A 25767-nucleotide genomic window follows, 5' to 3' on the forward strand; every position below is an offset into this window, starting at 1 on the left:
TTGTCAGTCCAACGGACGAAATTTTACGAGCAAATTCCGGGCTTCACCGGTGATCGAAAATCAGGCACGCAGTCCACAACGCCATGCTTGCCTAATTTACGGGCATATTTTGCTCCGCCGGGCGGCACGGCCTTGGCCTTTCCGCCCATGACGGGTCTGTGAGAGCGTCAGGGCAACAGGAACCAAGGTCCACAACGGACCCCGCAAGCAGAGAGGCTTCATCATGGTGAAACGGTTGGTGGCACGGGCTGTGCTCTCGGCTTTCCTCCTCTCCGGCACGGCGCTGTCCGCGCAGGCCGCCGGCACGCTCAAGGTGGCGGTGGATTCGAACCTGAACACCCTCGACCCCGCCAAGATGAAGGGCGGCCAGGAGTATGTGGCCGCTTACCTCCTCTTCAACGGCCTGACGGCGATCGCCGCCGACATGACGCTGAAGCCGGACCTCGCCGAGCGCTGGGAGCACAGCGCCGACCTCAAGACCTGGACCTTCTTCCTGAAGAAGGGCGTGAAGTTCCACAGCGGCCGCGAGATGGACGCCGAGGACGTTCTCGCCACCATCACCCGCATCCAGGACAAGGCGACCGGCTCCACAGCCCGCGTGAACTTCGAGATCGTGGAGTCGATGAAGGCGGTGGACTCCCACACCGTGGAATTCACGCTGAAGTCCCCCTACTCCGGCTTCGCCGAGCTGTTCGGCGAGCGTCAGGCCCGCATCGTGCCGCGCGACGCCCTCGACACGCTGGCCTCCAACCCGGTCGGCACCGGCCCCTTCCAGTTCGTCTCCTTCGCGCCCGGCGACCGCATGGTGGTGAAGCGCAACCCGACCTATTTCGAGGCCGGCCTGCCCAAGCTGGACGAGGTGGTGATCCGCATCCTGCCCGAGACGGCCAGCCAAGTGGCGGCGCTGACAACGGGTGAGCTGGACCTCGCCTGGAACCTGCCGCCGGAGGCGGTGGACAAGGTCAAGGCGACGTCGAACCTGAAGGCCGAAGCCGTGCCGACCTCCACCTGGGACGGCGTGATCATGAACGGCACGACCAAGCCGTTCGACGACGTGCGCGTCCGCCGCGCCGTGGCGACCGCACTGGACAAGCAGGCGATCACCCAGATTGCCCTGTTCGGCTACGGCACGCCGACCCATTCGCCGATCCCGCCGAGCCACCCCTACTTCAACAAGGATCTGCCGATCGCCAAGGGCGACCCGGCGGCCGCCAAGAAGATGCTGGCCGAGGCAGGCTATCCCAACGGCTTCGAGGTCACGCTTTACACCCCGGCCGGCCGCGCCACCCGCGAGCGTCTGGGGCTGGCAGTCCGCGAGTTGCTGAAGCCGGCGGGCATCACCGTCAACGTGCAGCGCGTGCCCTTCGACGTCTTCCTGAAGGACATCGAGGGCAAGGCAGGCTTCTACATCGACGGCTTCTTCAGTCGCCCGACGATCGATACCTCGGTCTACCCCTGGTACCATTCGCGCGGGTCGTGGAACGCCGCGCTGTGGAACTACACCAACCCGGCGATGGACAAGCTGCTCGACGGCGCCCGTCAGGCGTCCAGCGAGGAGGAGGCCAAGAAGCTCTATGGCGAGGTGCAGGCGCTGGCCGTCCAGGACGCCCCCGGCGTCATCCCCTACGTCATCAACCACGTCAACGGCGTGAGCGCGCGGGTGCAGGGCTTCACCTCCCACCCGATGATGTTCCTCGACCTGCGCAACGTTTCGGTCGGCCAGTAGAGCCGTCGACGGCGTCGGGAGCGCCCACCGCGCTCCCGGCGGCCCCGGGCCAAGGGAAGCTCTCTCCATGCTCCTCTACACACTCACCCGGCTGGCCTATCTGGCGATGGTGCTGGTCGTCATGTCGATCCTCGTCTTCCTGGTGACGCAGGCGATGCCGGGCGACGTCGCGTCGATGATCGCCGGACAGTTCGCCTCGAAGGAGGTGATCGACGCCATCACGGTCAAGCTCGGTCTCGACCAGCCCCTGATCGTGCAGTACGGCCGCTGGGCCGCCGGCATCCTGCAGGGCGATCTCGGCCGCTCGCTGGTTCTGGAGCAGCCGGTCGCGCCGATCCTGATGGAGGCGCTCAGCCGGTCCCTGGTCCTGGCGGTGGTGGCCCTGGCGGTGGTGACGGTGATCGGCATCGGCGCCGGCGTCCTGGCCGCGGTGCGCCGCGGGCGCATGGCCGACCAGATGGTCTCGGGCGTGTCCTATCTCGGCATCGCCGTTCCCGACTTCTTCTGGGCCATCGTCCTGGTTCTGATCTTCGGCAGCTACCTGAAATGGCTGCCGACCGGCGGCTACGCGCCGCTCGCCGACGGCTTCGTGCCCTGGGCCTCGCATCTGGTCCTGCCGGTCATCACGCTGGTGCTGATGCTGATCGCCCGCATCGCGCGGCTGACCCGCTCCAGCATGATCGACGTCCTGCAGACCAACTACGTGAAGTACGCCCGCGCCAAGGGCCTGCCGGAGAAGGTGGTGATCGTCCGCCACGCCCTGCGCAACGCGCTGCTGCCGACCATCACCGTGCTCGCCATCGACTTCGGCCTGATCCTCGGCGGCGTCGTGGTCATCGAGACGGTTTTCTCCTTCCCCGGCATGGGCCGGCTGCTGCTGTTCGCCATCCAGCGCCACGACCTGCCGCTGATCCAGGCGACCATCCTGATCATCTCGACGGCCTACTGCCTGGCGAACCTGGCGGCCGACCTGCTCTACGCGTTCGTCAACCCGAAGATCCGCCATGGCATGGGGAACGCCTGACATGACCGCCGCGAGCCAAACCCCCGCCGCCCCGCCCCGCGCAGCGCCTCCCCGCTCCGCGCCGAAGCGCTGGCCCACCTCGCTCGTCCTCGGGATCGCGCTGCTGGCGCCGCTGCTGGTGGTCGCCGTGGCCGGCCCCTGGCTGGCCCCCTACCCCTACGACGAGATGAACATCATGAGCCGGCTCCAGCCGCCGGGGCCGGACTTCTGGTTCGGCACCGACGAGTACGGCCGCGACGTGTTCAGCCGCACCCTCGTCGGCACGACCAACTCGCTGGTCATGGGCGTCGCCGCCACCGCCATCAGCCTGCTCGTCGGCGTGCCGCTGGGGCTGGTCGCCGGATACGGCCGCGGCCGGACCGACGAGATCATCATGCGCTGCATGGACGTGCTGATGTCCTTCCCGCCCATCCTGCTGGGCATCCTCGTCCTGGCCGTCACGCCGCCGGCCCTGTGGAAGGCGGTCGTCGCCATCGGCATCGTCTACGTGCCGCAGGTGGTCCGCCTGACCCGCGCCATCACCCTGGAGCTGATGCAGGAGGAGTTCATCACCGCCGCCCGGCTGCGCGGCGAGAGCACCGCCTACATCCTGTTCCACGAGATCCTGCCGAACATCTGGCCGCCGCTGGCGGTCGAGTCCAGCCTGCGCGTCGTCTTCGCCATCCTGCTGGGCGCCGCCCTCAGCTTCATCGGCATGGGCGCCCAGCCGCCCTCCTCCGACTGGGGCCTGATGATCAGCGAGGCCCGGCCCTTCGTCGAGCAGGCGCCGTGGATCGCGCTGTGCCCCGGCATTGCCATGGGCATCACCGTGATCGGCATCAACCTGCTGGGCGATGGACTGCGCGCCGTGCTGGACCCCCGCAACACGGGAGGACACTGACCCCATGACCGCTCTCGTGCCCCTTTCCGCCGCCGCGTCCCCCGATCCGACCCCGGCCTCCGCGACCGCCATGTCCGCCCTGCTGGAGGTGCGCAACCTCACCATCAACTACGCCAGCCCGCGCGGCACGCTGCGCGCCGCCAGCGACGTCAGCTTCGCGATCCGGCCGGGCGAGGTCATGGGGCTGGTCGGCGAGTCCGGCTCGGGCAAGAGCACCGTCGCCATGGCCATCCTCGACCTGCTGGGCGAGGCCGGGCGCATCGACGGCGGCGAGATCCTGTTCGAAGGGACCGACCTGCGCCGCCTGTCCGCCGGGCAGCGCCGGAGCTTGCGCGGTGACCGCATCGCCGCGGTCTTCCAGGACCCCTTCACCTCGCTGAACCCGGCGCTGACCGTCGGGCGGCAGATCGCCGAGCCGCTGGTCCAGCACAAGGGCCTCACCCCCCGCCAGGCAGCACCACGGGTGGAGGAGCTGCTGGCCGAGGTGGGCATCCGCGAGCCGCGACGCATCGCGCAGTCCTACCCGCACCAGCTGTCGGGCGGCATGCAGCAGCGCGTGCTGATCGCCACCGCGCTCGGCTGCGACCCCAAGCTGCTGATCCTCGACGAGCCGACGACGGCGCTCGACGTCACGGTGGAGGCGCGGATCATCGAGCTGCTCGCCGGCCTGTGCGAGAGCCACCATCTGAGCGCCCTGTTCGTCTCGCACAACCTCGGCATCGTCAACCGCATCTGCAATTCGGTCTGCGTGCTCTACGGCAGCGAGGTCGTGGAGACCGGGCGCACCCGCGAGGTGCTGGCCCGGCCGGTCCATCCCTACACCAAGGGGTTGGTGGCGGCGCTGCCCCGCATCACCACGGACCGCCGGCATCGCCTGTCCTCGATCCCCGGCACGGTCAGCAAGCTGTCGGGAGCCTCCGAATCCTGCGTCTTCGCGCCCCGCTGTCCGTTCGCCGAGGAGACCTGCCGCCGCCTGCCCCAGGCGCTGCGCGTGGACGCCGCCGGCAACAGCGTGCGCTGCTGGAAGGCCGAGGCCCTGGCCGGCACCCCGTGGCCGGAGGAGTCGACCGCGTCCCGGCAGCCTGCGACGCCGCCGGCCCGCACCGCCCCGCTGGTGCAGGTCGAGGCGCTGCGCAAGGTCTTCGGCGAGCGCCGGTCGATCCTGCCGTGGCTCCGCCGCGAGGGCACGGTGGCGGTCGACGACGTCTCCTTCACCATCCAGCGCGGCGAGGTGCTGGGCGTGGTCGGCGAGAGCGGCAGCGGCAAGAGCACGATCGGCCGCTCGCTGCTGGCCCTGATCGAGCCGACCGCCGGAACGGTGCTGTTCGACGGCGCCGACTTCGTCAAGCAGGCCAAGGAGGGCGACCGCGACCTGCGCCGCCGCGCCCAGCTGGTCTTCCAGAATTCCGCCGCCTCGCTCAACCCGCGCAAGACGGTGGGGGCGGCCATGGAGCGCCCGCTCGTCCTCGCCGGCCGCCAGGGCGAGGCGGAGCGCCGGGAGATGATCGCGGCGCTGCTGACCCGCGTCGGCCTGCCCGCCGCCTACGCCGACCGCTACCCGCACGAGCTGAGCGGCGGCGAGCGTCAGCGGGTGAACATCGCCCGCGCCCTGGCCACCGATCCGGAGTTCGTCGTCTGCGACGAGGCGGTGTCGGCGCTCGACGTCTCGGTGCAGGCGAACATCCTCAATCTTCTGGCCGACCTGCGCGACGAGCTGGGACTGTCCTACCTGTTCATCACCCACGACATCGCCGTGGTGTCGCACATCGCCGACCGCGTGCTGGTCGTCTATGGCGGCACGATTTGCGAGGAGGGTCCGATCGGACGGGTCCTGCGCCCGCCCTACCATCCCTACACCGAGGCGCTGCTGTCGGCCGTGCCGCGGCTGAGCGGGGCGGAGGACGGGCCGGAGCCTGAGCGCATCCTGCTGGAGGACTCCACCGCACCGCCCGGCGGCGGGGGCTGCGCCTTCCGCGGCCGCTGCCCGCGCAAGCTCGGCACCATCTGCGACGAGCGCGCGCCGCCGGTGCAGACGGCGACCGACGGCCACCGCATCGCCTGCCACATCCCGCTGGCCGAGCTGGCGGAACGGGCGTCGGTCTTCCCCGAGCTGGCGGCCCTACACTGATCGCCCCGCACTGACCGCCTAACCCGCAGCCAACCCTTTCCGGGCGGCGTAACGGCCGGGGGCCCTTTCGGCTCCCCGGACATGCCCTCCCTATGCCCGGCGCACCCTTCACCCAAGAGAGAACCGACCCATGACCAGCCACACCCGCATCCGCAAGTTCAACACCAAGAAGACCTATCCCGAGCAGGCGCTGGACAACGACCTCTGCCAGACCGTCGTGGCCCGCGGTGCGATGGTCTTCGTGCGCGGCCAGATCGGCCAGAACCTCGACACCAGCGAGAGCGTGGCCATCGGCGACGCCGCCGGCCAGACCGAGCAGGCCATGAGCAACATCAAGATGCTGCTGGATGAGGCCGGCGCGAAGATGGAGCACATCTGCAAGATCACCGTCTACATCACCGACCCGCGCTACCGCGAGCCGGTCTACCGCACCATCGGCAAGTGGCTGAAGGGCGTCCATCCCGTCTCCACCGGCATCGTCGTCAGCGCCCTGGCGCGGCCGGAATGGGTGGTCGAGGTCGACGCCATCGCCGTGATCCCCGACGCCGCCTGATTTCCCGCATCACACAAAAGAAACCTGGAACGCCCGCCATGAGCAGCACCCTGACCAACCCGCCGCGCCGTGAACTGCAGAGCTTCCTCGACTTCCCCATCTGCACGGATATCGACCAGCTCGACGGCCACATCGGCATCCTCGGCATCCCCTACGGCGATCCCTACTCGATCGACGAGGTGACCAACGACCAGACCAACGCCCCGACCTGGGTCCGCCGCTACACCGAGCGGGCGCTGCGCCAGCTGGAGCGCTGGGACTTCGACATCGGCGGTCCGCTGCTCGGCGGGAAGGACATCAAGGTCGTGGACTGCGGCGACGTGAAGGCGAACCCGCGCGACCTCGACCTGCATTACCGCAACGCCGAGGCGGTGGTGCGCGCGATGCTCGCCAAGGGCATGCTGCCGATCATCATCGGCGGCGACCACGGCATCCCGATCCCGGTGCTGCGCGCTTACGACGACCAGGGCCCGATCACGCTCGTGCACATCGACGCGCACCTCGACTGGCGCGACCATGTGAACGGCGCCCGCGGCGGCTATTCCAGCCCGATCCGCCGCGCGGCGGAGATGGACCATGTCGGCCAGATCTTCCAGATCGGCCTGCGCTCCGCCGGCAGCGCCCGGCCGGAGGAGGTCGAGGCGGCGCAGGCCTACGGCGCCGTGCTGATCCCCGATGTTGAGCTGCAGGACGTCGGCATGAAGGCGGTGCTCGACCGCATTCCCGACGGCGGGCGCTATTACCTGACCATCGACGCCGATGGTATGGACCCGACCATCATGCCGGCCGTCAACGGCCCGGCGCCGGGCGGCGTGACCTATCCCCAGATCCGCACGCTGATCCACGGTCTGGTGAAGAAGGGCCGCGTCGTCGGCATGGACATCGTGGAGATCACGCCCAAGAAGGACGTGAACGGCATCACCGCGATCACCGCCGGCCGCATCATCTGCAACCTGATCGGCAAGACCATCCAGGCCGGCTACTTCGACGCCAAGTGAGAGGAGCGGCCTGACGAGGAACGGAGGAGGCCGGCCGATGGCCGCCTCCGTCCCGACGGCAGCGCCGGCTTGTGAAAGCCAGGGCTGAAAGACCAAGGAAGAAGGACCATACCCGCCATGGGTGCGACGCTGGACATTCTGGAACGGCTGGTGGCCTTTCCCACGGTCAGCCGCGACAGCAACCTGGACCTCATCCTCTGGGCGAAGGAGCGGCTGGAGGCGGCCGGCGCCGCCACGCGGCTGGTGCCGAGCGAGGACGGGCGCAAGGCCAACCTCTTCGCCAGCATCGGCCCGGCCGACCGTCCGGGCATCCTGCTGTCCGGCCACACCGACGTGGTGCCGGTGGACGGGCAGGCCTGGACCAGCGACCCCTTCCGCCTGACCCGCCGGGCCGGCAATCTCTACGGCCGCGGCACCGCCGACATGAAGGGCTTCGTCGCCGCGGCGATGGCCCTGGCCGAGCGGGCCTCCGGGCGGACGCTCAGCCAGCCGCTTCATCTCGCGCTGTCTTACGACGAGGAGGTTGGCTGCCTGGGCGTGCGGCGCCTGATCGACATGATGGCGGCCCTGCCGGTCCGCCCGCGCTTCTGCATCGTCGGTGAACCCACCCTGATGCAGGTGGTCACGGCCCACAAGGGCAAGACGGCGCTGCGCATCGACTGCCGCGGGGTCGAATGCCATTCCAGCCTGGCGCCGCAGGGGATGAACGCCATCCATATGGCCTGCGACATGCTTACGGGACTGCGCCGTCTGCAGGAGCGGGTGCAGACCGAAGGCGCGCGCGACGCCGATTACGACGTGCCGTGGACCACCATCCACGCCGGTGTCATTCAGGGCGGCAGCGCGCTGAACATCGTGCCCAACCATTGCCGCCTCGACATGGAAATCCGCCACCTGCCGCAAGACCCGGTGGAGCCCCTGCTCGACGCGGTGAGGGCGGAGGCGGAGGCCATCGAAACGCGGGCGCGAAGCGCCTTTCCCGCCGTCGCCGTCGAGGTCGCCGAACTGTCCAGCTATCCGTCGCTCGACACCGACGGGGACTCGGAGGTGGTGTCCTTCGTCAAGGCGCTCACCGGAGGAAACAGCCTGGGCAAGATTTCCTTCGGCACCGAAGGCGGCCTGTTCCAGCAGCGCTTGTCGCTTCCCACCGTCGTCTGCGGCCCCGGCAGCATCGGCGAGGCCCACAAGCCGGACGAGTTCATCGCGGAGGAGCAGTTGGCGGCTTGCGACCGCATGCTGGACCTTCTGTTGACCCGTCTGGCCTGACGAGCCGACGTTTTCCGCGCGGCCTCCGGTCAGGGGCCGCGCGTCAGCATGACGGGGGTCGCGTTGGGCGGCCAGAGCGTGTCCGGGTCGACGCCCATCCAGCGGCACAAGGCGTGCCAAGTGCCGGCGTGCGCCACGATCAAGGGGGGCCGCCCGTCCGCCGGAATCGGCAACCCGCTCAGCGCCGCGGTGACACGGGCCTGGAAGGCGGTAAGGCTTTCACCCCCCGGCACCTCCTCGCGCAGGAGATCCCCCGGCACGGCGCCCCCTTCCAGGTCACCCCAGCGCCGCTCCTCCAGACCGGGGACGACGGCCACCGGCAGGCCCAGCGCCGCGCCGATAACGTTGGCGGTTTCCCGCGCGCGCCGCTGCGGGCTGGAATAAATGGCCACGACCGGGCTGCCTTGGGCGGCCAGCGCCGCCGCCGCCGCGCGGGCCTGCGCCCGCCCGCGCTCCGTCAGCGACACGTCGCGCGATCCGGCCAGCCAGCCGCCGACGTTGCTCTCCGTCTCGCCATGTCGGCAGAAGACGAGACGGTTCAGCATGCCGAGGCCGCGGACAGCGCCCCCGTCAGGGCGCCGAAGCGCTCCAGGATGCCGTCGTGCGGGAGGCTTTCGAGCGGCACCCGCGCGTAGCCGTAGCGCAGCACCAGCACCCGCGCCACCCCGGCAGCGCGGGCGGCGGCCACGTCATGCTCGTTGTCGCCGACGAACACCGTCTCCTCCGGCCGGATATCCATCAGGGCGAGCAGGCCGAGCACCGGCTCCGGCGAGGGCTTGCGGGTGGGGAAGCTGTCGCCGCCGACCACCGCCGTGAAGCGGTCCGCGATGCCCAGGTCGGCGAGCAGCCGCCGGGTCGCCGCCATCGGCTTGTTGGTGCACACCCCCAGCTTCAGCCCGGCCGCGGACAGCGCCGTCAGCGTCTCCGCCACGCCGGGATAGAGCGCGCTGTGGGCGCTGGGGTCGGCCTCGTAGATGGCCAGGAAGCGGCGGGTGTGGGCCGCCGTCTCCTCCGCTCCGGGCAGGCCGCCGGTGGCGGCCAGGACCCGCTCCACCAGCTTGGCCACCCCGTCGCCGATGAAGGAGCGCACCGCCGGCAGATCGACCGGCGGGCGGCCCAGCTCGGCCAGCAGGGCGTTGGAGGCGTGCATCAGGTCGGCGGCGCTGTCCACCAGCGTGCCGTCGAGATCGAAGGCAATCGCACGAACGGGGGCACGCAAAGACGTGCGGTTGGGAAGGCTGGTCACCGGAATGCGACTCCTATCGGCGCAGGAAGCGGGCCTTGTCGGCCGCGAGGTCGAGGGTGATCGGGGTGTCGGTCGGCAGCAGCGCGTCGCCGGCCTGGTGCGGGGCGTCAACCTGCACCTGCTGCCCCCCGATGTCCACCGCGTAGCGGATCGAGGCGCCGAGGAACTCGCGGTGCCGCACCATGCCCACCAGCCGGACATGGCCGGCGCGCGGCGCCCCGCCGTCCTGGCGCCCGTCCTCCTGGTGAATGAACAGGTTCTGCGGCCGGAACATCAGCTTGCCCTCGGCCCCCGGCTCCACGCCGCGCGGCAGCGGGATCGCCACGCCGCCACCCGTGACGAAGACCGTCCCGCCGTCCACGGCGCGCACCTGCCCCTCCAGCACGTTGGCGGTGCCGAGGAAGCCGGCGACGAACAGGTTGGCCGGGTGGTCGTACAGCTCCTGCGGGGTGCCGACCTGCTGGACGATGCCATCCTCCATCACCGCGATGCGGTCGCAGATGGTGTTGGCCTCCTCCTGGTCGTGGGTGACGAAGATGGTGGTCAGCCCCAGCTTGCGCTGAAGGCTCAGCAGCTCCTGGCGCATCTGCACGCGCAGCTTGGCGTCCAGGTTCGACAGCGGCTCGTCCAGCAGCAGCACCTTCGGCTCGATCACGATGGTGCGGGCGAGTGCGACGCGCTGCTGCTGGCCGCCCGACAGCTGCGACGGCCGGCGGTCGGCCAGATGCTTCAGCCCGACGAGGTCGAGCGCGGCGTCCACCCGCCGCTCGATCTCCGCGCGCGGCACGCGCCGCTCCTCCAGCCCGAAGGCGACGTTGCGGCGCACCGTCATGTGCGGCCACAGCGCGTAGCTCTGGAACACCATGCCGACGTCGCGCTTGTGCGCCGGCAGGCCCGAGATGTCGCGACCGCCGATCGTCACCGCCCCGCGCTGCGCCGTGTTGAAGCCGGCGATCAGCCGCAGCAGCGTGGTCTTGCCGCAGCCCGACGGGCCGAGGAAGGCGAAGAACTCGCCCGGCTTGATGTCGAGATGGATGTCCTTCAGCACGCGGTGGCTGCCGTAGGACAAGTCCACGCCGTCAATGCGGACGCCGACGCTCTCCATCCCGGCGGACAGGGCAGCGGGGGAAAACTGAGTGGGGGAGAATTGATGGTTCATGGTGGTGGTTCCCCTCAATGGTCCTGGCCGCGTTCGCGCCGGCCCCGCTCGATGATGACGTGCGACAGGTAGGTGCCCAGCCCGACGATGACGACGGCGAAGACGCCCAGCGCCGCCCCGGGACCGCGCCCGGCCGCCGACTGCATATAGACGTAGAGGCCGTAGGCCAGCGGCGCGTCGCTCTGCGAATGGACCAGCATGATGGTCGCCGACAGCTCGACCGCCGCGGTGGCGAAGCTGGTGACGAAGCCGGCCAGGATGCCGCCGGACATCAGCGGCACGACCACCCGGCTGATGGTGCGCAGTTTGGTGGCGCCCAGATTCTCGGCCGCCTCCTCCAGCGAGTTGCTGACCTGCTGCAGGGCCGCGGTGCAGGCGCGCAGCGCGTAGGGCAGGCGCCGGATCGCCAGCGCGAAGACCAGGATCAGCCAGAAGCCGGACAGCGGCTGCCCGGTGAAGGGCATGGGCACGTCGTAGAAGCTGCGCAGATAGCCGATGCCCAGCACCACGCCCGGCACCGCCAGCGCCGCCATGGCGATGTAATCCAGCCATTGCCGGCCCGGCAGCTTGCTGCGCAGCACCAGATAGGCGATGGCCGTGCCGATCACCACGTCGAGCAGTGCCGCCAGCGAGGCGTAGAGCAGCGTGTTGGTGATGTACTGGCCGCTCTCCAGGAAGACCGTCCCGTAATGCTTCATCGTGAAGGCGTCGGGGAACGGGCTGAAGGACCAGATCGTCGCGAAGGACAGCAGCGTCAGGCCGATGTGCGGCGCCAGCACCAGCACCAGGATCAGCAGAACGACCGCGTAGGCCGCCACCAGCTCCAGCGGCTTCATGCGCCGCCGCGCCAGACCGCCGCCACCGCGCTGGACGGTCGCGTAGTCCTTGCCCTTCATCGCCAGCGCCGACACCCAGAGGGCGAGCAGCGAGCAGACGATCAGCACCACCGAGATCACGTAGCCCATCGGGTCGGCGATGCCGATGGAGGAGATGCGCAGGTAGGCCTGCGGCGCCAGCATGTCGTTGACGTTGAGCAGCAGCGGCGTGCCGAGGTCGTCGAACACCTTGATGAAGACCAGCGACGCGCCGGCGACGTAGCCCGGCATGGCCAGCGGGAAGACGATGCGGCGGAACAGCCGGAAGCCGTGGCAACCCAGGTTCTGCGCCGATTCCTCCATCGCCCGGTCGATGTTCTTCAGGCTGGCCGACAGGTTGATGAGGATGAACGGGAAATAGTGGATGCTCTGCACGAAGATGACGCCGTTCAGCCCCTCCATGAAGGGAATGGAGATGCCGAAATGGTCGCGCAGCAGCAGGTTGACCGTGCCGTTGCGCCCGAACAGCAGCTGCATCGCCACGGCGCCGATGAAGGGCGGCATGATCAGCGGGATGATGCCCAGGCTCTGGATCAGCACGGCGCCGCGGAACTCGAAGCGCGTCGTCAGATAGGCCAGCGGCAGGGCCAGCGCGCTCGCCACCACCACCGACATGGCGGAGACGTAGAAGGAGTTCCAGAACGACCGCATGAACAGGTCGTTGCGGAAGAAGTCGGCGAAGTTGATCAGGGTGAAGGACCCGGTCGTCTTGTCCTGGAAGGCGACGAAGATGACCTGGACGACCGGCACGACGAGGAACAGCAGCAGGAACAGCGCGATCAGCACAGCCGCCACCGCCGGCCCCGGCCGCACGCGCGCGATGCTTTCGCGCGTGAGCGCAAGAGACGTCATGGTTCAGCCCAATGGTATCGGGGGAGAAGGCGAGGCGGGGCGCCCGCGCGGGGCGCCCCTCCCATCACGCTCGGGTCAGCGGGCCAGCGCCAGGGCCTCTTCGGCCTTCTTGCGGGCGGCGGCGTAGTTGTCCTTGGCGAAGGCGGCCCACTTCTGCTCGACCTGGGCCTGACGCTCCGGCACGGCGTCGGTGGCGGTCTTGCGCTCCACCGTGAAGGCGCCGGCGAGCTGCGGGTCGGCGGCCTCCTGGGCGGTCACCGGCATGGCGGCGACGAGGTCGCGCGCCTCGGCCAGCAGCGCCTTGGCCTTGTCGTTGGGCTTCTTGGCCAGCGCGGCGTCGGCCTGATGGATGGCGCGGGTCGCCGCCTTCAGACCGTCGAGCTGGAAGGTGATGAGCTGGTCGAACAGCGCGTCCACCACGTTGTAGCGGGCCTGCGACACCTCGACGTCGAAGTTCACCTGCGAGCCGAGCGAGGTGTCCTTGAACGGGTTCGGGTAGTCGGCCGGCGCCTTGGCGTAGGTGGCCGGGTTGACCGGCAGGCGGCGGATGGCCGGCTGCAGCAGCACCTCCTGGCCCTGCGGCGACAGGATGAAGTCGACGAAGGTCTCGGCGGCGGCCTTGTTGGGGGCGTTCTTCACGATGCCGATGTTGGCCGGCACGATGGTGGTGACCGTCGGATAGACGAACTCCACCGGGAAGCCCGAGGCCTGGGACGACAGCGCGAAGAAGTCGATCACGATGCCGATGCCGAAGCTGCCGGAGTTCACGCCGTCCGGCACGCCGAAGCTGCGCTCGGTGATGGTGCGGTAGTTGCCGGCGATCTCCTTGTTGGTCCGCCAGCCCTTCTCCCAGCCCTCGCCCTGGAGGATGGTCTCGATGGTCAGGTGCGTGGTGCCGGAGCGCGACGGGGCGGAGATGGCGACATGGTCGTAATAGACCGGCTTGGCGAGGTCCGACCACTCCTTGGGGGCCGGCAGCTCGTTGGCCTTCATGTAGCGGCTGTTCCACATGATGCCGTAGCCCGAGGCGGCGAAGCCGGCGTACATGCCTTCCGGGTCGTTGATCGGGTAGGCGCCGACCTTCTCCGGGATGCCCTCGACCTTCGGCTTGTAGGCCTGCAGCAGGTTGGCGCCCTTCAGAACCTCGAAGGCGTCGGGGGCGGAGGCCCAGAACAGGTCGGTGCCGTTGTTCGACGCCGTCTCCTGAAGATACTTCACGCCCGCGTTGGTGTTGCGGTTCAGGACCTCCAGCGTGACCTTCGGATAGGCCTTCTGGAAGGCCTGCTGGAACGCGCTGGTCAGGTCCTTCGGGAAGGAGGTGACGACGACCAGCTTGCCCGACGGGTCCTGGGCGAAGGCGGCGGTGCTGGAAGCGAGCAGGACGGCCAGGGCGGCCGCGACGCCGTGCAGCGTGCGAGACATAGGTATGGTTCCTCCCAGTGTTTTTCTGCGCGCTCTTTCAGCAATCCGCGTGCCAGACCGTTCGCAGGCGAATTCACTGGGGTCGCGCCGGGAAGATGGGTAAAGCCGGTAACATTGGGTGCGTGCGATGGGTAACGGCGGGAACAGGAAGATCCGGCCTCAGGGCGTCGCCGGTCTCAACCCGGGATCGGAGGTTTTCCCACCCGGAAGCGAAGCCCGATGGCGAGGCCCCGCGACGAAGAAGGCGACGCCCCGACCAAAAGCGTTACCGCCTTTCAAAGTATCCAGCCTCTCCTTGAATGGGTTTGCACGGCGCATCGGTGATTGAATAAAACATTAAAAGCAAAAACAAATCGCGAAAACCCTGCAAGCCACTGATTGAGAACAAAACAACACGTTCCTACATTTAAAACACAATCGTATTCCCAGAAACATTGTCATTTATGAAGCCGATTCGAGCGCCTTGACCGCCGATCACGATTGCTATTTCACTTGGCGGCCCTCCCGACAATCGATGCGCACACAAAATGAACTTTTGAAGGAATTGCCATGTCATGGCTCCATTCGATCGTCAATCAAGCCCCGGAAATCGCGTTATTTCTTTCCCTGGCAGGCGGCTATTGGATCGGCAAATTTCAATTCGGTAAATTTCAGCTTGGCGGTGTCGCCGGATCCTTGCTGGTCGCCGTGGTGATCAGCCAGATCGGCGTGTCGGTCGACAACGGCGTCAAAGCGGTTCTCTTCGCTTTGTTCATTTACGCGGTCGGCTTCGAAAGCGGACCGAAGTTTTTTCAATCGCTCGGCCGGCAGTCGATCCGCGAAATCATCCTGGCGGCGGTCCTGGCGGTCAGCGGTCTGATCACCGTCGTGGTCATGGCCCGCCTGACCGGGCTCGACAAGGGGCTGGCGGCGGGCATCGCGTCCGGCGGGCTGACCCAGTCGGCCATCATCGGCACGGCCGGCTCGGCCATCGGCAAGCTCGGGCTGCCGGCGGAGGAGGTGCAGCGCCTCCAGGGCAACGTCGCGGTCGGCTACGCCGTCACCTACATCTTCGGGTCGTTCGGCGCCATCCTGGTCTGCGTCAACCTACTGCCCTGGATCATGAAGCGCAGCATCCGCGACGACGCCATCAAGGCGGAAACCGCGATGCTGGCCGGCGCCCATTTCCTGGCGCGCGGCGAGGAATACGCCATGCCGCCCCTGGTCGGGCGCCTCTACCGGATCGAGCGGGCGGCCGGGCGGACGGTGGCGCAGATCGAGGCGGACTCCGCCGACGGTCCGGTCAGCGTGGAGCGGGTGAAGCGCAACAACGCGCTGATCGGGATGCAGCCGGACCTGCGACTGGAGGCCGGGGACGTCGTGCTGCTGGTCGGAAGGCGGTCCGGGGTCGTCGGCCTTGCCGACACGCTCGGCCCGGAGCTTCAGTCCTCGCAGGGCATGGACCTCATCATGCTGGTGCGCGACGTCGCCATCACCAACCCCGCCTTCGTGCACCGCACCGTCGCCGAGATCCGCAAAGTGTCCTCGGCCAACCTGTACCACGGCGTCTATGTGACCGGCCTCAAGCGGAGCGACCGGCCGCTGCCGATCGCCCCCGACACGGTGATCGAGGCCGGCGACGTCGTCACGCTCTACGGCACCGCCGAGGACGTGCAGCGCGTCGCCGCGTCGGTGGGGACGGAGGTCATCGCGAGCGACAAGACCGACTTTATCTACCACGGGCTGGGCTTGGCGCTGGGCCTGCTCGTCGGCCTCGCCGTCATCCGCATCGGCGACATTCCGCTGACGCTGGGCGCCGGCGGCGGCGCCCTGCTGGCCGGTCTGCTGTTCGGCTGGTACCGCACCCGCAACCTCGCCATCGGCAACATGCCGACGCCGGCCTCCACGCTGCTGCGCGACCTGGGCCTGGCCGGCTTCGTCGCCGTGGTCGGCCTGCAATCGGGCCGGCAGGCGGTCAGCACCGTGATCGAGAGCGGGCTGAGCATCTTCCTGGTCGGCGTGGTCGTGACGCTGGTGCCGATGATCATCACCCTGTTCGTCGGGCGCACCCTGCTGCGCTACGACAACGCGGCCATCTTCGCCGGCGCGCTCGCCGGGTCGCGGAGCGCCAACCCCGCCTTCGGCGAGGTGCTCGACAAGGCCGGCAATTCCATCCCGACCGTTCCCTTCGCCATCACCTACGCGCTGGCGAACGTCTTCCTGACCCTGCTGGGGCCGCTGGTGGTGGCCTTCGTGTGATCCAGACCCTTCGTGTGATCCAGACGAGGAGATCCCCTGATGGACTCGATCGATTACAGCCGATACGCGAAGCTCAGTCCCTTCGAACTGAAGGACGAACTGATCAAGCTCGCCTCCGGCCGCGAGAACCGGCTGATGCTGAACGCGGGGCGCGGCAACCCGAACTTCCTGGCGACCCTGCCGCGCCGCGCCTTCTTCCGGCTGGGCTTGTTCGCCGTGGCCGAGGCCGAGTTGTCCTTCTCCTTCATGCCGAACGGCGTCGGCGGCCTGCCGCGGATCGAGGGCATCGAGGGTCGGTTCGAACGCTACGTCTCGGAGCACCGCGACCGGGAGGGGGTGGTTTTTCTCGGCCGCGCGCTGAGCTACGTGCGCGACCAGCTCGGCCTGTCGGGCTCCGGCTTCCTGCACGAGATGGTGGAGGGGGTGCTGGGGGCGAACTACCCGGTGCCGCCGCGCATGCTGGCGATCAGCGAGGACGTCGTTCGGCATTATCTGGTGAAGGAGATGGTCGGCGGCTTCCTACCACCCGGCAGCGTCGATCTGTTTGCGGTCGAGGGCGGCACCGCGGCGATGACCTACATCTTCAATTCGATGAAGCAGAACGGTCTGGTCGAGCGGGGCGACAAGGTCGCCATCGGCCTGCCGGTCTTCACCCCCTACATCGAGATCCCGGAGCTTGACGAGTACGGGCTGACGGAGGTCGCCATCAACGCCGACTCGGCCAAGGGCTGGCAGTATCCGGACGCCGAGCTGGACAAGCTGAAGGACCCGGCGGTCAAGGTGTTCTTCTGCGTCAACCCCAGCAACCCGCCCTCGGTCAAGATGGACGACCGCAGCCTCGATCGCATCGCCGCCATCGTGGAGGGCGAGCGGAAGGACCTGATCATCCTGACCGACGACGTGTATGGGACCTTCGCCGACGATTTCCGGTCGCTGTTCGCCGTCTGCCCGGGCAACACCATGCTGGTCTATTCCTTCTCGAAGTATTTCGGGGCGACAGGGTGGCGGCTGGGCGTCATCGCCACCCACAAGCAGAATATCTGCGACCAGCGGATCGCCGGCCTGCCGGAGGAGCGCAAGGCGGCGCTCGACCGCCGCTACGGCTCTCTGGTCCCGGACGTTCGCGGCCTGCGCTTCATCGACCGGCTGGTCGCCGACAGCCGCACCGTGGCGCTGAATCACACCGCCGGGCTGTCCACGCCGCAGCAGGTGCAGATGGTGCTGTTCTCGCTGTTCGCCCTGATGGACGAGCAGGACGGCTACAAGGCGGAGCTGAAAAAGGTCATCCGCCGGCGCGAGGCCGCCCTGTACCGAGAGCTGGGTTTGCCGACGCAGTCCAACCCGAACGCGGTGGACTACTACACGCTCCTCGATCTGGAGGACATCGCGCTGAAGCTCTACGGCCCGGACTACGCGGCCTGGGTGAAGGCCAACTTCGTTCCGAACGATCTGCTGTTCCGCATCGCCGCGGAGACCGGCATCGTCCTGCTGCCCGGCAAGGGCTTCGGCACCCTGCAACCGGCCGCCCGCGTCTCGCTGGCCAATCTGAACGAGTACGAGTACGCGGCGATCGGGCGCTCGCTGCGCGGAATGGCCGACCAGTCCTACGAGGAGTTCAAGAGGCAACGGCAGGGCGGTAACGCGCCGGACGGCGGGACAAAGCCCAACTGACGCTCTCCGCTCTCACTCTTCGGCAAAGTCGCCGCGCTGGAGGCCGTGGTGGCGCATCTTCAGGTACAGCGTTTTGCGGGTGATGCCCAGCTTGTCCGCCGTCTCGCCGACCCGCCCGCCGCAGCGGGCGAGCGCATCCTCGACGAGCTGCTTCTCGATGCGGTCCATCTGCTCGGCCAGGGGTTCGATCCCGCCGCCGCCTGCCCCGGTGACCGGTCCGCCCGCCAGACCGTCACCCAGGCCCAGGGCCATGCGCTCGGCGACGTTGCGCAGTTCGCGGACGTTGCCCGGCCAGCCGTGGGCGGCCAGGCGGGCCAGCGCCGCCGCGTCCACCGGCGGCGCCGGACGGCGGGAGCGGGCCGCGGCGGCGTCGAGGAAGTGGCGCAGCAACAGCGGCACGTCCTCCCGCCGCTCGCGCAGGGGCGGCAGCGGAACGGTGACCACGTTCAGGCGGTAGTAGAGATCCTCGCGGAACTTGCCCTCCCCGGCCAGCCGCAGCAGATCGACCTTGGTTGCGGCGACCACGCGCAGGTCCAACGGGATCGGCCGGTTGCCACCGACCCGCTCGATCACCCGCTCCTGCAGCACGCGCAGCAGCTTGACCTGGAGATGCATCGGCATGCTTTCGATCTCGTCGAGGAACAGCGTGCCGCCGTCGGCATGCTCCAGCTTGCCGATGCGCCGTCCCTGGGCGCCGGTGAAGGCGCCGGGCTCGTGGCCGAACAGCTCGCTCTCGATGATGGTGTCGGGCAGGGCGCCGCAGTTCAGGGCGACGAAGTTGCCGGCCCGCCGCCGCCCGGCGTCGTGCAGGCTGCGGGCGATCAGCTCCTTGCCGGTTCCGGTCTCGCCGAACAGCAGGACGTCCACCTCGGCGTCGGCCAGCCCGGCCACGGCGGCGCGCAGCCGCTCGATGGCGGCGGAGCGGCCGATGATGCGGGCCTCCAGCGAGCCGCCGCCGGCGAGCTGCGCCCGCAGGCTGCGGTTCTCCAGCACCAGCCGCCGGTGCTCCAGCGCGCGGCGCACCACCTCCACCAGATGGCCGGGCTCGGCCGGCTTCTCGATGAAGTCGTAGGCGCCGCCGCGCACCGCCCGCATCGCCATGGCGATGTCGCCGTGTCCCGTCACCAGCACCACCGGCACCTCCGGATCGGCGTCCCGCACCCGTTCCAGCAGGGCGAAGCCGTCCATCCCGGGCATGCGCACGTCGGTCACCACCACGCCCGGCCAGGACGGGCCGAGCCGGTCCAGCGCGTCTTCGGGCCGGGTCGTCGCCTCCACCGCGAAGCCTTCCAGCTCCAGCGTCTGGCGGCTGGCGTCCAGCACCTCGTGGTCGTCGTCAATCAGCAGAACGGTCATGCGATGTCGCTCAGGCACGGGTCAGGGTCAGCAGGAAGGCGGTTCCGCCGGGGCCGCTCTCGGCCACCGACAGGGCACCGCCGAAGTCCCGCACGATGTTGTAGGAGATCGAGAGGCCGAGGCCCAGCCCGGCGCCCACCGGCTTGGTCGTGAAGAAGGGGTCGAACACCTGCCCGGCCACCGCGTCGGGAATGCCGGGGCCGCTGTCGCGCACCGTGATGCGGACGGTGTCGTCCGCCGCCTCCGCGGCGATGGCGACCCGGCGCCGGGGCGCGTGGGCCACGGCGTCCAGCGCGTTGCTCAGCAGGTTGACCAGCACCTGCTCCAGCCGCACCTCCTCGGCGCGGACGCGCAGCGGCGCGCTGTCCTCCGGCAGCTCCACCGCCAACTCCACGGACTCCTCGCGCAGCCGGTCGCCGAACAGGGAAAGCGCGCCCTGCACCACCGGCGCCAGTTCCACCGCGCCCAGACGGGTGTCGGGGCGGCGGGCGAAGCGCTTCAGATGGTTGGTGATGTTGGCCATGCGGGCGGTCAGGTCGGCGATCTTGCCGAGGTTGCCCTCCGCCTCCGCGACCCGGCCGAGCGCGATCAGCTTGCGCCCGTTGTGGGCGTAGGAGCGGATGGCCGACAGCGGCTGGTTCAGCTCGTGCCCCACCCCGGCGGCGAGCTGGCCGAGCGCCGCCAGCTTGCCGGCCTGCACCAGCTCCGCCTGGGTGTCGCGCAGGTCGCGCTCGGCGCGCTGGTGCTCGGCGATGGACCGCTCCAGCCGCGCGTTGGTGGTGCGCAGATCAGCGGTGCGCTCCGCCACCGTGCGCTCCAGAAGCTGTTGCGCCTCCACCCGCTCCGTCATGTCCGTCAGGGTGACGATGAAGCGCTGCTGCTGGCGCCGCCGGAAGGGGCGGATGCCCACCTGGACCGGCACCGGACGGCCGTTCGGCCGTTGCCCGGCGGTCAGGATGGAGAGGGACGGCGCCGCCTCCTCCGGCGCAGCGCGAGCCTCGCGGAAGAAGTCCTCCACGCGCCGTGCGCCGGCGGGCTCCAGCCGGTCCGCCAGACGCCCGTCCGCCCCACCCTCCGGCGCGGCGATCAGGGCGGCGGCCAGCGGGTTGACGAACTCGATCACCCCGTCGGCGTCGGTGGTCGCCAGCCCGGCCTGGGCGTTGTCGATGATGGCCTGGGCGTTGGCCTCCTCCACCGCGATGGCGGTGTCGCGGAAGACCAGCAGGGCCGCGGCCATCTGCGACAGCTCGTCGTTGCCGCCGAGTGGAATGTCGGCCTGCAGGTTCCCGGCGGCGATCTCGTGCGCCGCGCTGCCCAGCCGCGTCAGGCGGGAGATGATGCTGCGGTTGACGTACAGCCAGGCCACCAACACCGCCACCAGCAGGCTGACCAGCGCGCTCGCCAGCAGGGCCGACCGTCCTTCGGCGATGGCCTGGGCCGACCGCGCCGCGGCAGCGCGCGAGGTGGTTTCCACCGACTGCACCTGCTGGGCGATCAGGCCGTTCAGCCGGGCCACCAGTTTCCGGTTCTCGGTCAGCAGGCCCTGCCCCTGGTCGGCCGCGGCCAATTCCGCGCGGCGCAGCTCCGGGATGCTGCCCTCGCCGCGGGCCAGTTCCAACAGGCGGGCGACCACCTGCCCCAGCGACACGCCATCCGCCCAGTCCTTCAGCGTGGCGAGGTCATGCTGAAGGCGGTCCGCAGTCTCCTCCAGGAAACCCGCGTTGTCGTCCAACGCCTCGGTGGTGGCCAGCGTCGCAGCCCGCGCGATCAGCCCGACCGCGAGGTTGCCGTTCGCGCCGATCTGAAGCACCGCCTCGCTGCGCCGGCTCTCCTCGCGCAGCACGCGGACCGCCCCGGCGGAGCGGGTGCCGGTTTCCACGGAGCCCAGCGCGCTCTGGATGTTGAAACGGGCGTCGGCGACCAGCGGCTCGATCTCATCGAGGAAGTCGGCATGCAGCCAGCGCAACCGCTCGATGCTTTCCTGGTTGCGGCGGGCCAGCGCCAGCCGGTGCCGCACGGTCGCGTCGATGTCGGCCAGGTTGTGGCCGAGCGCGTCCACCATCGGGCGCAATCCCGGGACGCCGCGCTCCCCCTCCGCCGCGAGCAGGCGCAGCGCGGCGAGCCGGCGGCCCAGCGCGTCGCGGATGGCGCCCAGCTCCTGCTCCGTCCGGGCGTTGGCGAGGATCGGCGCGGTGGCGATGATGCTGCCGCCCTCCTCCGCCAAGCGCGCGGCAAGGCCCAAAGCGGGCAAATGGCTCTCCGCGAACTCGTCCAGTGTGCCGCCCAGCCGGTCGTAGGACAGCCAGCCCAGCCCGCAGGCGACCACCGACAGCGCCGCGACCGCGACGAAGGCCAGCAGCAGCCGTGCCCGGATGCCGAACCGCACGGGACCGGGAGCCTGCCCGGCGACGGCTTCCGCGCTCATGGCCAAACCCCTTCGCCGCTGGCCACGCGCAGGATGATCAGCGCGCGCTCCGCCAGGGCCAGCGCCTCGTCCAGCCGTTGCTGGGAGAAGGCCCGCCACGCGGCCTCCAGCTCCGCCTGCCGGCTGGACACGGGAAGCCCCCGCGCCGGTCGGCGCAGCGCCATGGAGAAGGCGGGGTCGGCGGCCTCCGTGGTGGAAACCGGGACGGCGGTGGCCGCCACCCGCGCGGCGCGCAGCAGGTCGGCCGCAACCGGCTCGTGGGCGGCGGCGCCGTAGAGGGCGGACAGACGCGCCTCCCCCTCGTGGATCAGCTGCCAGACCCGGTTCAGCGTCTTGACCCGGAAGGTCACCAGCTCGTCGAACAGCAGGTTCACCAGCTCGTAGCGGGCGCCGGACAGGGCGCGGTCGAACAGAAACAGGTCGTCCCCCGTTTCCGTCCGGTAGGGATCGGGATAGCCGGCGGGGGCCGCCGTGTAGGCGTCGGGCCGCACCGGCAGCCGCTGGATATCCGGGCGGACGAGCAGCGCCTGACCGGCCGGCGACAGCAGGAAATCGATGAAGGCCCGCGCCCCATCCGGGTTCGGCGCGCCGCGCAGCAACGCCACGCTGGCGGGAAAAAACAGGCTGTCGGCGGGATAGGCGAAGCGCAGATCGTCCTCGTCCGAACCGGCGGACTGCCCAAGAAAGTCGATGCTCAGCCCGACGCCGAAGCGTCCTTTGGCGATGCCGTCCACCACACCGTAGCTGCGTGCCGTCACGGTGGCGAGATTCCCGGCGATCTCCAGCCAGGTCGCCCAGCCGCGCTCCCATCCCTGCATCTGCAGCACGGTTTCGACCATCAGATGCATGGTGCCGGAGCGCGACGGGGCCGTGATGCCGAGATGCCGGGCATAGGCGGGGTGGCGAAGGTCCTCCCACCGCTTCGGCGTCGGCAGACCATGACGGTCGAGGTAGCGCTGGTTCCACAACAACCCGTAGCCCGACAGCGCGAAGCCGAGATAGGCGCCGTCCGGATCGTTGATCGGCTGGTTCCCGACCGTCGGCGGCGCTCCCGTCGGGGGCGGTGCGACCGGCTCCAGGCGCCTGGCCGTCTTCAACACTTCGAAGGCGTCGGGCGCGGACGCCCAGAAGACGTCCACCCCGCCGTCACTCCGTTCCTGCAATTGGCTGATCGCGGCGGTGGTCTTCGTGTTGACGATGCGCAGACGCCAGTCAGGGTGCGCCGCCTCGAACGCTTCCCGCACGGGTTCGTAAAAGCCCGCGGGAAAGGATGTCAGGATGGTGACCGCGCCATCCGTATCCTGCCCAGCCGCAATTCCCGGCGGCAGGAACGGGACCAGCAAGAGAGCGGCGACGAGGCGCCCGGCAAAAGCACGCAATCCAATCATGACGGAGAACACTGTGCGGGCGCCTCCATCCCTTTGTCCAACGGTTTGATCCGCTTCGGGATCGTCTGCATCCGCCGCCGCGTCCGATTTGATCCGCATGCTCACGCTGCGCAACGCGCGGACAATCCGGCGACGAGAAAGCCGCAATCTACCTGATTGCGGGGCCTATCGTAATCTCTGTCTTCCCTTCTTCAGACACGTATTTCTGGGCAAATCCCTTGGCAAGCGTCGAGAGCACTTTGTCGAAGGAACCGGACTGGAACCCCAGATCCGCAAATTTCTGCCCGGCCGCCTGCTCTTTCGACGTTGCGAAGAAACGTTCATCGCCCCCTTTGAGCGTGTAGGCTTTCATCGGCATGCCGATACCAGCCAACTGGTCCCAGGAATCCTGCATATCCTTCAGGTCTGCGCTCAGCTTACTCAGCGCAGCCAAGCGGTCTTGGGGACTCATCCCAGGCGCATACATGGCAGCGCGCCGGCTTTCCAACTCTGACTCCATACGATCCGAGATGGCCTTCATGCTTTGCTGCCGCGCCGCTCCGTCAGGCGAGCGACCCGCCTCGGCGTCCTCCTTCGCGGTCTGCCAGAACGCTTTCTTGCGCCCCGATTTCAGGGCGGACGACAGCGCATCGTTGAGTTCGTCCGCCGACAGCGCGCCACTGGAAACGAACTTGCCCAGCGACATCCGATCATCGGCCGGAAGATTCGTGAACAGGTCGAGCGCATCGCCCTTGAGCGCCGATGCCAGATTGCTGAGGTCGACCTTGTGGGTCGTGGAGGGAGTTGGTCCGCTCCCGTCCGTGGCGCCAGTTTTCGCCATGGCGGGTTTCGCTTGGACGGAGGCTGCTGCGGTGGCCTGGAACAAGGATGCCGAAACCCCGGAAATTCCCATCGCCCTCTCCGCTTATCACGAACTCATGGCGTCTAACGACAAACATCTGCAATCAAAATATCTAATAATTTGTTAATTTTAAATACTTACGATTCTAATGATTACCTCTCTAACTGTCGATATTTTCAAATATTCGCCCGCGACAAAAAGGCGAACGGGCGGAACACCGCCCCGCACGACCTGCTCCCTTGTACGTCAATCGAGATGAAGCTGCCCACTCTTCGCCACTTCGCTTAGGAAGCGGTAGCTGTCCTTGGGCGTGCGGACCAGCGTGTCGTAATCGACGCGGACGATGCCGAACCGCTTCGACAGGCCGAAAGCCCATTCGAAATTGTCCAGCAGGCTCCAGCACAGATAACCCTTCACGTTGCAGCCGTCGGCCAGAGCGCGACCGACCGACGCCACGTGGTCGCGCAGAAAAGCCACGCGTTCCGCGTCGTGCACCTGCCCGTCCGGCGTCACAACGTCGTCATAGGCGGCGCCATTCTCCGCGACGAAGACGGCGGGGTTGCCGTAGTCGCGCTTGAATTCCATCAGCAGGTCGTAAAGCCCGTCAGGCTGGACCGGCCAGGCCATTGCGGTCCAGCGGTCGCAATGGGCATCGCCCCACCACACGTCGAACGGATGCCCCGTCTCGTGCTTCATGGTCATGCGCGAATAGTAGTTGATGCCCAACAGATCGAGGGGGAAGCGGATCGCCTCCTCGTCACCGGGCAGGACGAAATCCTTCATCCGATCGGCCATCAGGTCAGGAATCTTGCCGCGCACCACACCGTCCAGGGCGACACGGTTCCACACCGCGTCCCAGCGGGCCGCCGCCGCGACGTCCTCCGGCCGGTCGCTCTCGGCCCGGCAGGGCTGGAGGTTGATGACGGTGCCGAGAGTCAGGCCCGCATGCTCCGCCGAAATGGCGCGCAGCGCGGCCCCCTGCGCCAGATTCTGGTGATGCAACGCGCGCAGGATACCGGTCTCGCCCAGCTTGTGACCGGGGGCATGCTCCCCGGTGCCATAACCGTGGGTGGCGACCACGTTCGGCTCGTTCAGCATCATCCAGTCCTTCACCCGGTCGGCCAGTCGGGCGGCGGCGATGCGGGCGTAGTCGGCGAAGGGGCCGACGATCTCCCTGCCCTGCCAGCCCCCGCGGTCTTCCAAGGGTTGCGGCAGGTCCCAATGGTACAGGCAGGCCACCGGCCGGATGCCCGCAGCCAGCAGCCCGTCCACCAGCCGGTCGTAGTGGTCGAGCCCCGCCGCATTCACCGCCCCCGTCCCGCTCGGCAGGATACGCGGCCAAGCGATGGAGAAGCGGTAGGCATTGAATCCCGCGTCCTTCATCAGGGCGATGTCCTCCGCCCAGCGGTGGTAATGGTCGCAGGCGACGGCGGCGCTGCTGCCGTCCTGGATGCGCCCGGCCGCGGTGAAGCTGTCCCACACACAGGGGCCGCGCCCGTCCTGGTGGATCGCCCCCTCAATCTGATAGGCCGCGGTGGAGGCCCCCCACAGGAAGTCCTTGGGGAAGGTGAAGAGTGCCATGCGGGCCTCCCTTGAAGTGATTATGCTGCGGGCGCACTGTTGCGAGCGCGAAGGACATATTGCGCAAGCGAAGAGATCACCACACTTATTCCGACCATCAGGTATAGTCTCTTCGTCTTAACAAGTGTATGCTTCACC

19 protein-coding genes are annotated in these 25767 nt (G+C 68.6%); 9 read left to right on the forward strand and 10 right to left on the reverse strand.

Annotated features, from left to right (window positions below; all coding sequences use genetic code 11):
* Positions 1 to 223 precede the first annotated feature (223 nt).
* The 7 genes from AMK58_RS23480 (at position 224) to argE (ending at position 8575) form a co-directional block, all read left to right on the forward strand.
* A complete protein-coding gene (locus AMK58_RS23480; protein WP_035682368.1) occupies positions 224 to 1726 on the forward strand; it encodes an ABC transporter substrate-binding protein in 1503 nt (500 codons plus the stop codon).
* Between the two features lie 67 nt (positions 1727 to 1793).
* Positions 1794 to 2750, forward strand: a complete 957-nt coding sequence (locus tag AMK58_RS23485) for an ABC transporter permease (protein WP_035682365.1) — start codon at positions 1794 to 1796, stop codon at positions 2748 to 2750.
* A gap of 1 nt (position 2751) precedes the next feature.
* On the forward strand, positions 2752 to 3630 hold the full coding sequence (locus AMK58_RS23490; protein WP_236778309.1) for an ABC transporter permease: 879 nt from the start codon (positions 2752 to 2754) through the stop codon (positions 3628 to 3630).
* A gap of 4 nt (positions 3631 to 3634) precedes the next feature.
* Positions 3635 to 5758 carry a dipeptide ABC transporter ATP-binding protein gene (locus AMK58_RS23495; protein ID WP_051140296.1) on the forward strand — a complete coding sequence of 708 codons (2124 nt, stop codon included), beginning with the start codon at positions 3635 to 3637 and terminating at the stop codon, positions 5756 to 5758.
* Between the two features lie 130 nt (positions 5759 to 5888).
* On the forward strand, positions 5889 to 6311 hold the full coding sequence (locus AMK58_RS23500; protein WP_035674860.1) for a RidA family protein: 423 nt from the start codon (positions 5889 to 5891) through the stop codon (positions 6309 to 6311).
* A gap of 38 nt (positions 6312 to 6349) precedes the next feature.
* Positions 6350 to 7309, forward strand: a complete 960-nt coding sequence (locus AMK58_RS23505; RefSeq protein ID WP_035674859.1) for an agmatinase — start codon at positions 6350 to 6352, stop codon at positions 7307 to 7309.
* A gap of 117 nt (positions 7310 to 7426) precedes the next feature.
* The gene (argE, locus tag AMK58_RS23510) at positions 7427 to 8575 is read left to right on the forward strand and encodes an acetylornithine deacetylase (RefSeq protein WP_059399518.1); all 1149 of its coding nucleotides are present in this window, start codon (positions 7427 to 7429) and stop codon (positions 8573 to 8575) included.
* A gap of 29 nt (positions 8576 to 8604) precedes the next feature.
* Here argE and AMK58_RS23515 read toward each other — a convergent pair whose 3' ends face one another.
* The 5 genes from AMK58_RS23515 to AMK58_RS23535 form a co-directional block, all read right to left on the reverse strand.
* The gene (locus tag AMK58_RS23515) at positions 8605 to 9120 is read right to left on the reverse strand and encodes a histidine phosphatase family protein (RefSeq protein WP_051140295.1); all 516 of its coding nucleotides are present in this window, start codon (positions 9118 to 9120) and stop codon (positions 8605 to 8607) included.
* Positions 9114 to 9821, reverse strand: a complete 708-nt coding sequence (gph, locus tag AMK58_RS23520) for a phosphoglycolate phosphatase (RefSeq protein ID WP_059399519.1) — start codon at positions 9819 to 9821, stop codon at positions 9114 to 9116. The genes AMK58_RS23515 and gph overlap by 7 nt, the downstream gene beginning before the upstream one ends.
* A gap of 13 nt (positions 9822 to 9834) precedes the next feature.
* Entirely contained in the window at positions 9835 to 10980 is a 1146-nt protein-coding gene (locus tag AMK58_RS23525; protein WP_079285477.1) for an ABC transporter ATP-binding protein, read from the reverse strand.
* Between the two features lie 14 nt (positions 10981 to 10994).
* Positions 10995 to 12707, reverse strand: a complete 1713-nt coding sequence (locus tag AMK58_RS23530; RefSeq protein ID WP_035674852.1) for an ABC transporter permease — start codon at positions 12705 to 12707, stop codon at positions 10995 to 10997.
* 75 nt (positions 12708 to 12782) lie between these two features.
* Positions 12783 to 14129, reverse strand: coding sequence for an ABC transporter substrate-binding protein (locus AMK58_RS23535; protein WP_035674849.1), 1347 nt, complete (start codon positions 14127 to 14129; stop codon positions 12783 to 12785).
* A gap of 549 nt (positions 14130 to 14678) precedes the next feature.
* Here AMK58_RS23535 and aspT point away from each other — a divergent pair.
* Positions 14679 to 16367, forward strand: a complete 1689-nt coding sequence (gene aspT / locus AMK58_RS23540) for an aspartate-alanine antiporter (RefSeq protein WP_035674847.1) — start codon at positions 14679 to 14681, stop codon at positions 16365 to 16367.
* 39 nt (positions 16368 to 16406) lie between these two features.
* A complete protein-coding gene (locus tag AMK58_RS23545) occupies positions 16407 to 18038 on the forward strand; it encodes a bifunctional aspartate transaminase/aspartate 4-decarboxylase (protein ID WP_035674845.1) in 1632 nt (543 codons plus the stop codon).
* A 12-nt stretch (positions 18039 to 18050) separates the two neighbouring features.
* Here the strand turns inward: AMK58_RS23545 and AMK58_RS23550 are convergent, their stop codons facing one another.
* From AMK58_RS23550 to AMK58_RS23570, 5 genes are all read right to left on the reverse strand, one after another.
* Positions 18051 to 19394, reverse strand: a complete 1344-nt coding sequence (locus AMK58_RS23550) for a sigma-54-dependent transcriptional regulator (RefSeq protein WP_059399520.1) — start codon at positions 19392 to 19394, stop codon at positions 18051 to 18053.
* 10 nt (positions 19395 to 19404) lie between these two features.
* Positions 19405 to 21819: an ATP-binding protein gene (locus AMK58_RS23555; protein WP_051140800.1), complete on the reverse strand. Its 2415-nt coding sequence runs from the start codon at positions 21817 to 21819 to the stop codon at positions 19405 to 19407.
* Positions 21816 to 23207 carry an ABC transporter substrate-binding protein gene (locus AMK58_RS23560; protein ID WP_035680839.1) on the reverse strand — a complete coding sequence of 464 codons (1392 nt, stop codon included), beginning with the start codon at positions 23205 to 23207 and terminating at the stop codon, positions 21816 to 21818. The genes AMK58_RS23555 and AMK58_RS23560 overlap by 4 nt, the downstream gene beginning before the upstream one ends.
* A 148-nt stretch (positions 23208 to 23355) precedes the next feature.
* Complete coding sequence (locus AMK58_RS23565) at positions 23356 to 24099, reverse strand: hypothetical protein (RefSeq protein ID WP_035680837.1); 744 nt, start codon at positions 24097 to 24099, stop codon at positions 23356 to 23358.
* A 195-nt stretch (positions 24100 to 24294) separates the two neighbouring features.
* The gene (locus AMK58_RS23570) at positions 24295 to 25629 is read right to left on the reverse strand and encodes a GH1 family beta-glucosidase (protein WP_035680835.1); all 1335 of its coding nucleotides are present in this window, start codon (positions 25627 to 25629) and stop codon (positions 24295 to 24297) included.
* Positions 25630 to 25767: the final 138 nt, after the last annotated feature.

This window comes from Azospirillum brasilense (assembly GCF_001315015.1).
Classification (GTDB): Bacteria; Pseudomonadota; Alphaproteobacteria; order Azospirillales; family Azospirillaceae; genus Azospirillum; species Azospirillum brasilense.

Coding starts and splice junctions, on each gene's coding strand:
- AMK58_RS23480 (WP_035682368.1), top strand. CDS start 224: ATGGTGAAACGGTTGGTGGCACGGGCTGTGCTCTCGGCTTTCCTCCTC.
- AMK58_RS23485 (WP_035682365.1), top strand. CDS start 1,794: ATGCTCCTCTACACACTCACCCGGCTGGCCTATCTGGCGATGGTGCTG.
- AMK58_RS23490 (WP_236778309.1), top strand. CDS start 2,752: ATGACCGCCGCGAGCCAAACCCCCGCCGCCCCGCCCCGCGCAGCGCCT.
- AMK58_RS23495 (WP_051140296.1), top strand. CDS start 3,635: ATGACCGCTCTCGTGCCCCTTTCCGCCGCCGCGTCCCCCGATCCGACC.
- AMK58_RS23500 (WP_035674860.1), top strand. CDS start 5,889: ATGACCAGCCACACCCGCATCCGCAAGTTCAACACCAAGAAGACCTAT.
- AMK58_RS23505 (WP_035674859.1), top strand. CDS start 6,350: ATGAGCAGCACCCTGACCAACCCGCCGCGCCGTGAACTGCAGAGCTTC.
- argE (WP_059399518.1), top strand. CDS start 7,427: ATGGGTGCGACGCTGGACATTCTGGAACGGCTGGTGGCCTTTCCCACG.
- AMK58_RS23515 (WP_051140295.1), bottom strand. CDS start 9,120: ATGCTGAACCGTCTCGTCTTCTGCCGACATGGCGAGACGGAGAGCAAC.
- AMK58_RS23525 (WP_079285477.1), bottom strand. CDS start 10,980: ATGAACCATCAATTCTCCCCCACTCAGTTTTCCCCCGCTGCCCTGTCC.
- AMK58_RS23530 (WP_035674852.1), bottom strand. CDS start 12,707: ATGACGTCTCTTGCGCTCACGCGCGAAAGCATCGCGCGCGTGCGGCCG.
- AMK58_RS23535 (WP_035674849.1), bottom strand. CDS start 14,129: ATGTCTCGCACGCTGCACGGCGTCGCGGCCGCCCTGGCCGTCCTGCTC.
- aspT (WP_035674847.1), top strand. CDS start 14,679: ATGTCATGGCTCCATTCGATCGTCAATCAAGCCCCGGAAATCGCGTTA.
- AMK58_RS23545 (WP_035674845.1), top strand. CDS start 16,407: ATGGACTCGATCGATTACAGCCGATACGCGAAGCTCAGTCCCTTCGAA.
- AMK58_RS23550 (WP_059399520.1), bottom strand. CDS start 19,394: ATGACCGTTCTGCTGATTGACGACGACCACGAGGTGCTGGACGCCAGC.
- AMK58_RS23555 (WP_051140800.1), bottom strand. CDS start 21,819: ATGAGCGCGGAAGCCGTCGCCGGGCAGGCTCCCGGTCCCGTGCGGTTC.
- AMK58_RS23560 (WP_035680839.1), bottom strand. CDS start 23,207: ATGATTGGATTGCGTGCTTTTGCCGGGCGCCTCGTCGCCGCTCTCTTG.
- AMK58_RS23565 (WP_035680837.1), bottom strand. CDS start 24,099: ATGGGAATTTCCGGGGTTTCGGCATCCTTGTTCCAGGCCACCGCAGCA.
- AMK58_RS23570 (WP_035680835.1), bottom strand. CDS start 25,629: ATGGCACTCTTCACCTTCCCCAAGGACTTCCTGTGGGGGGCCTCCACC.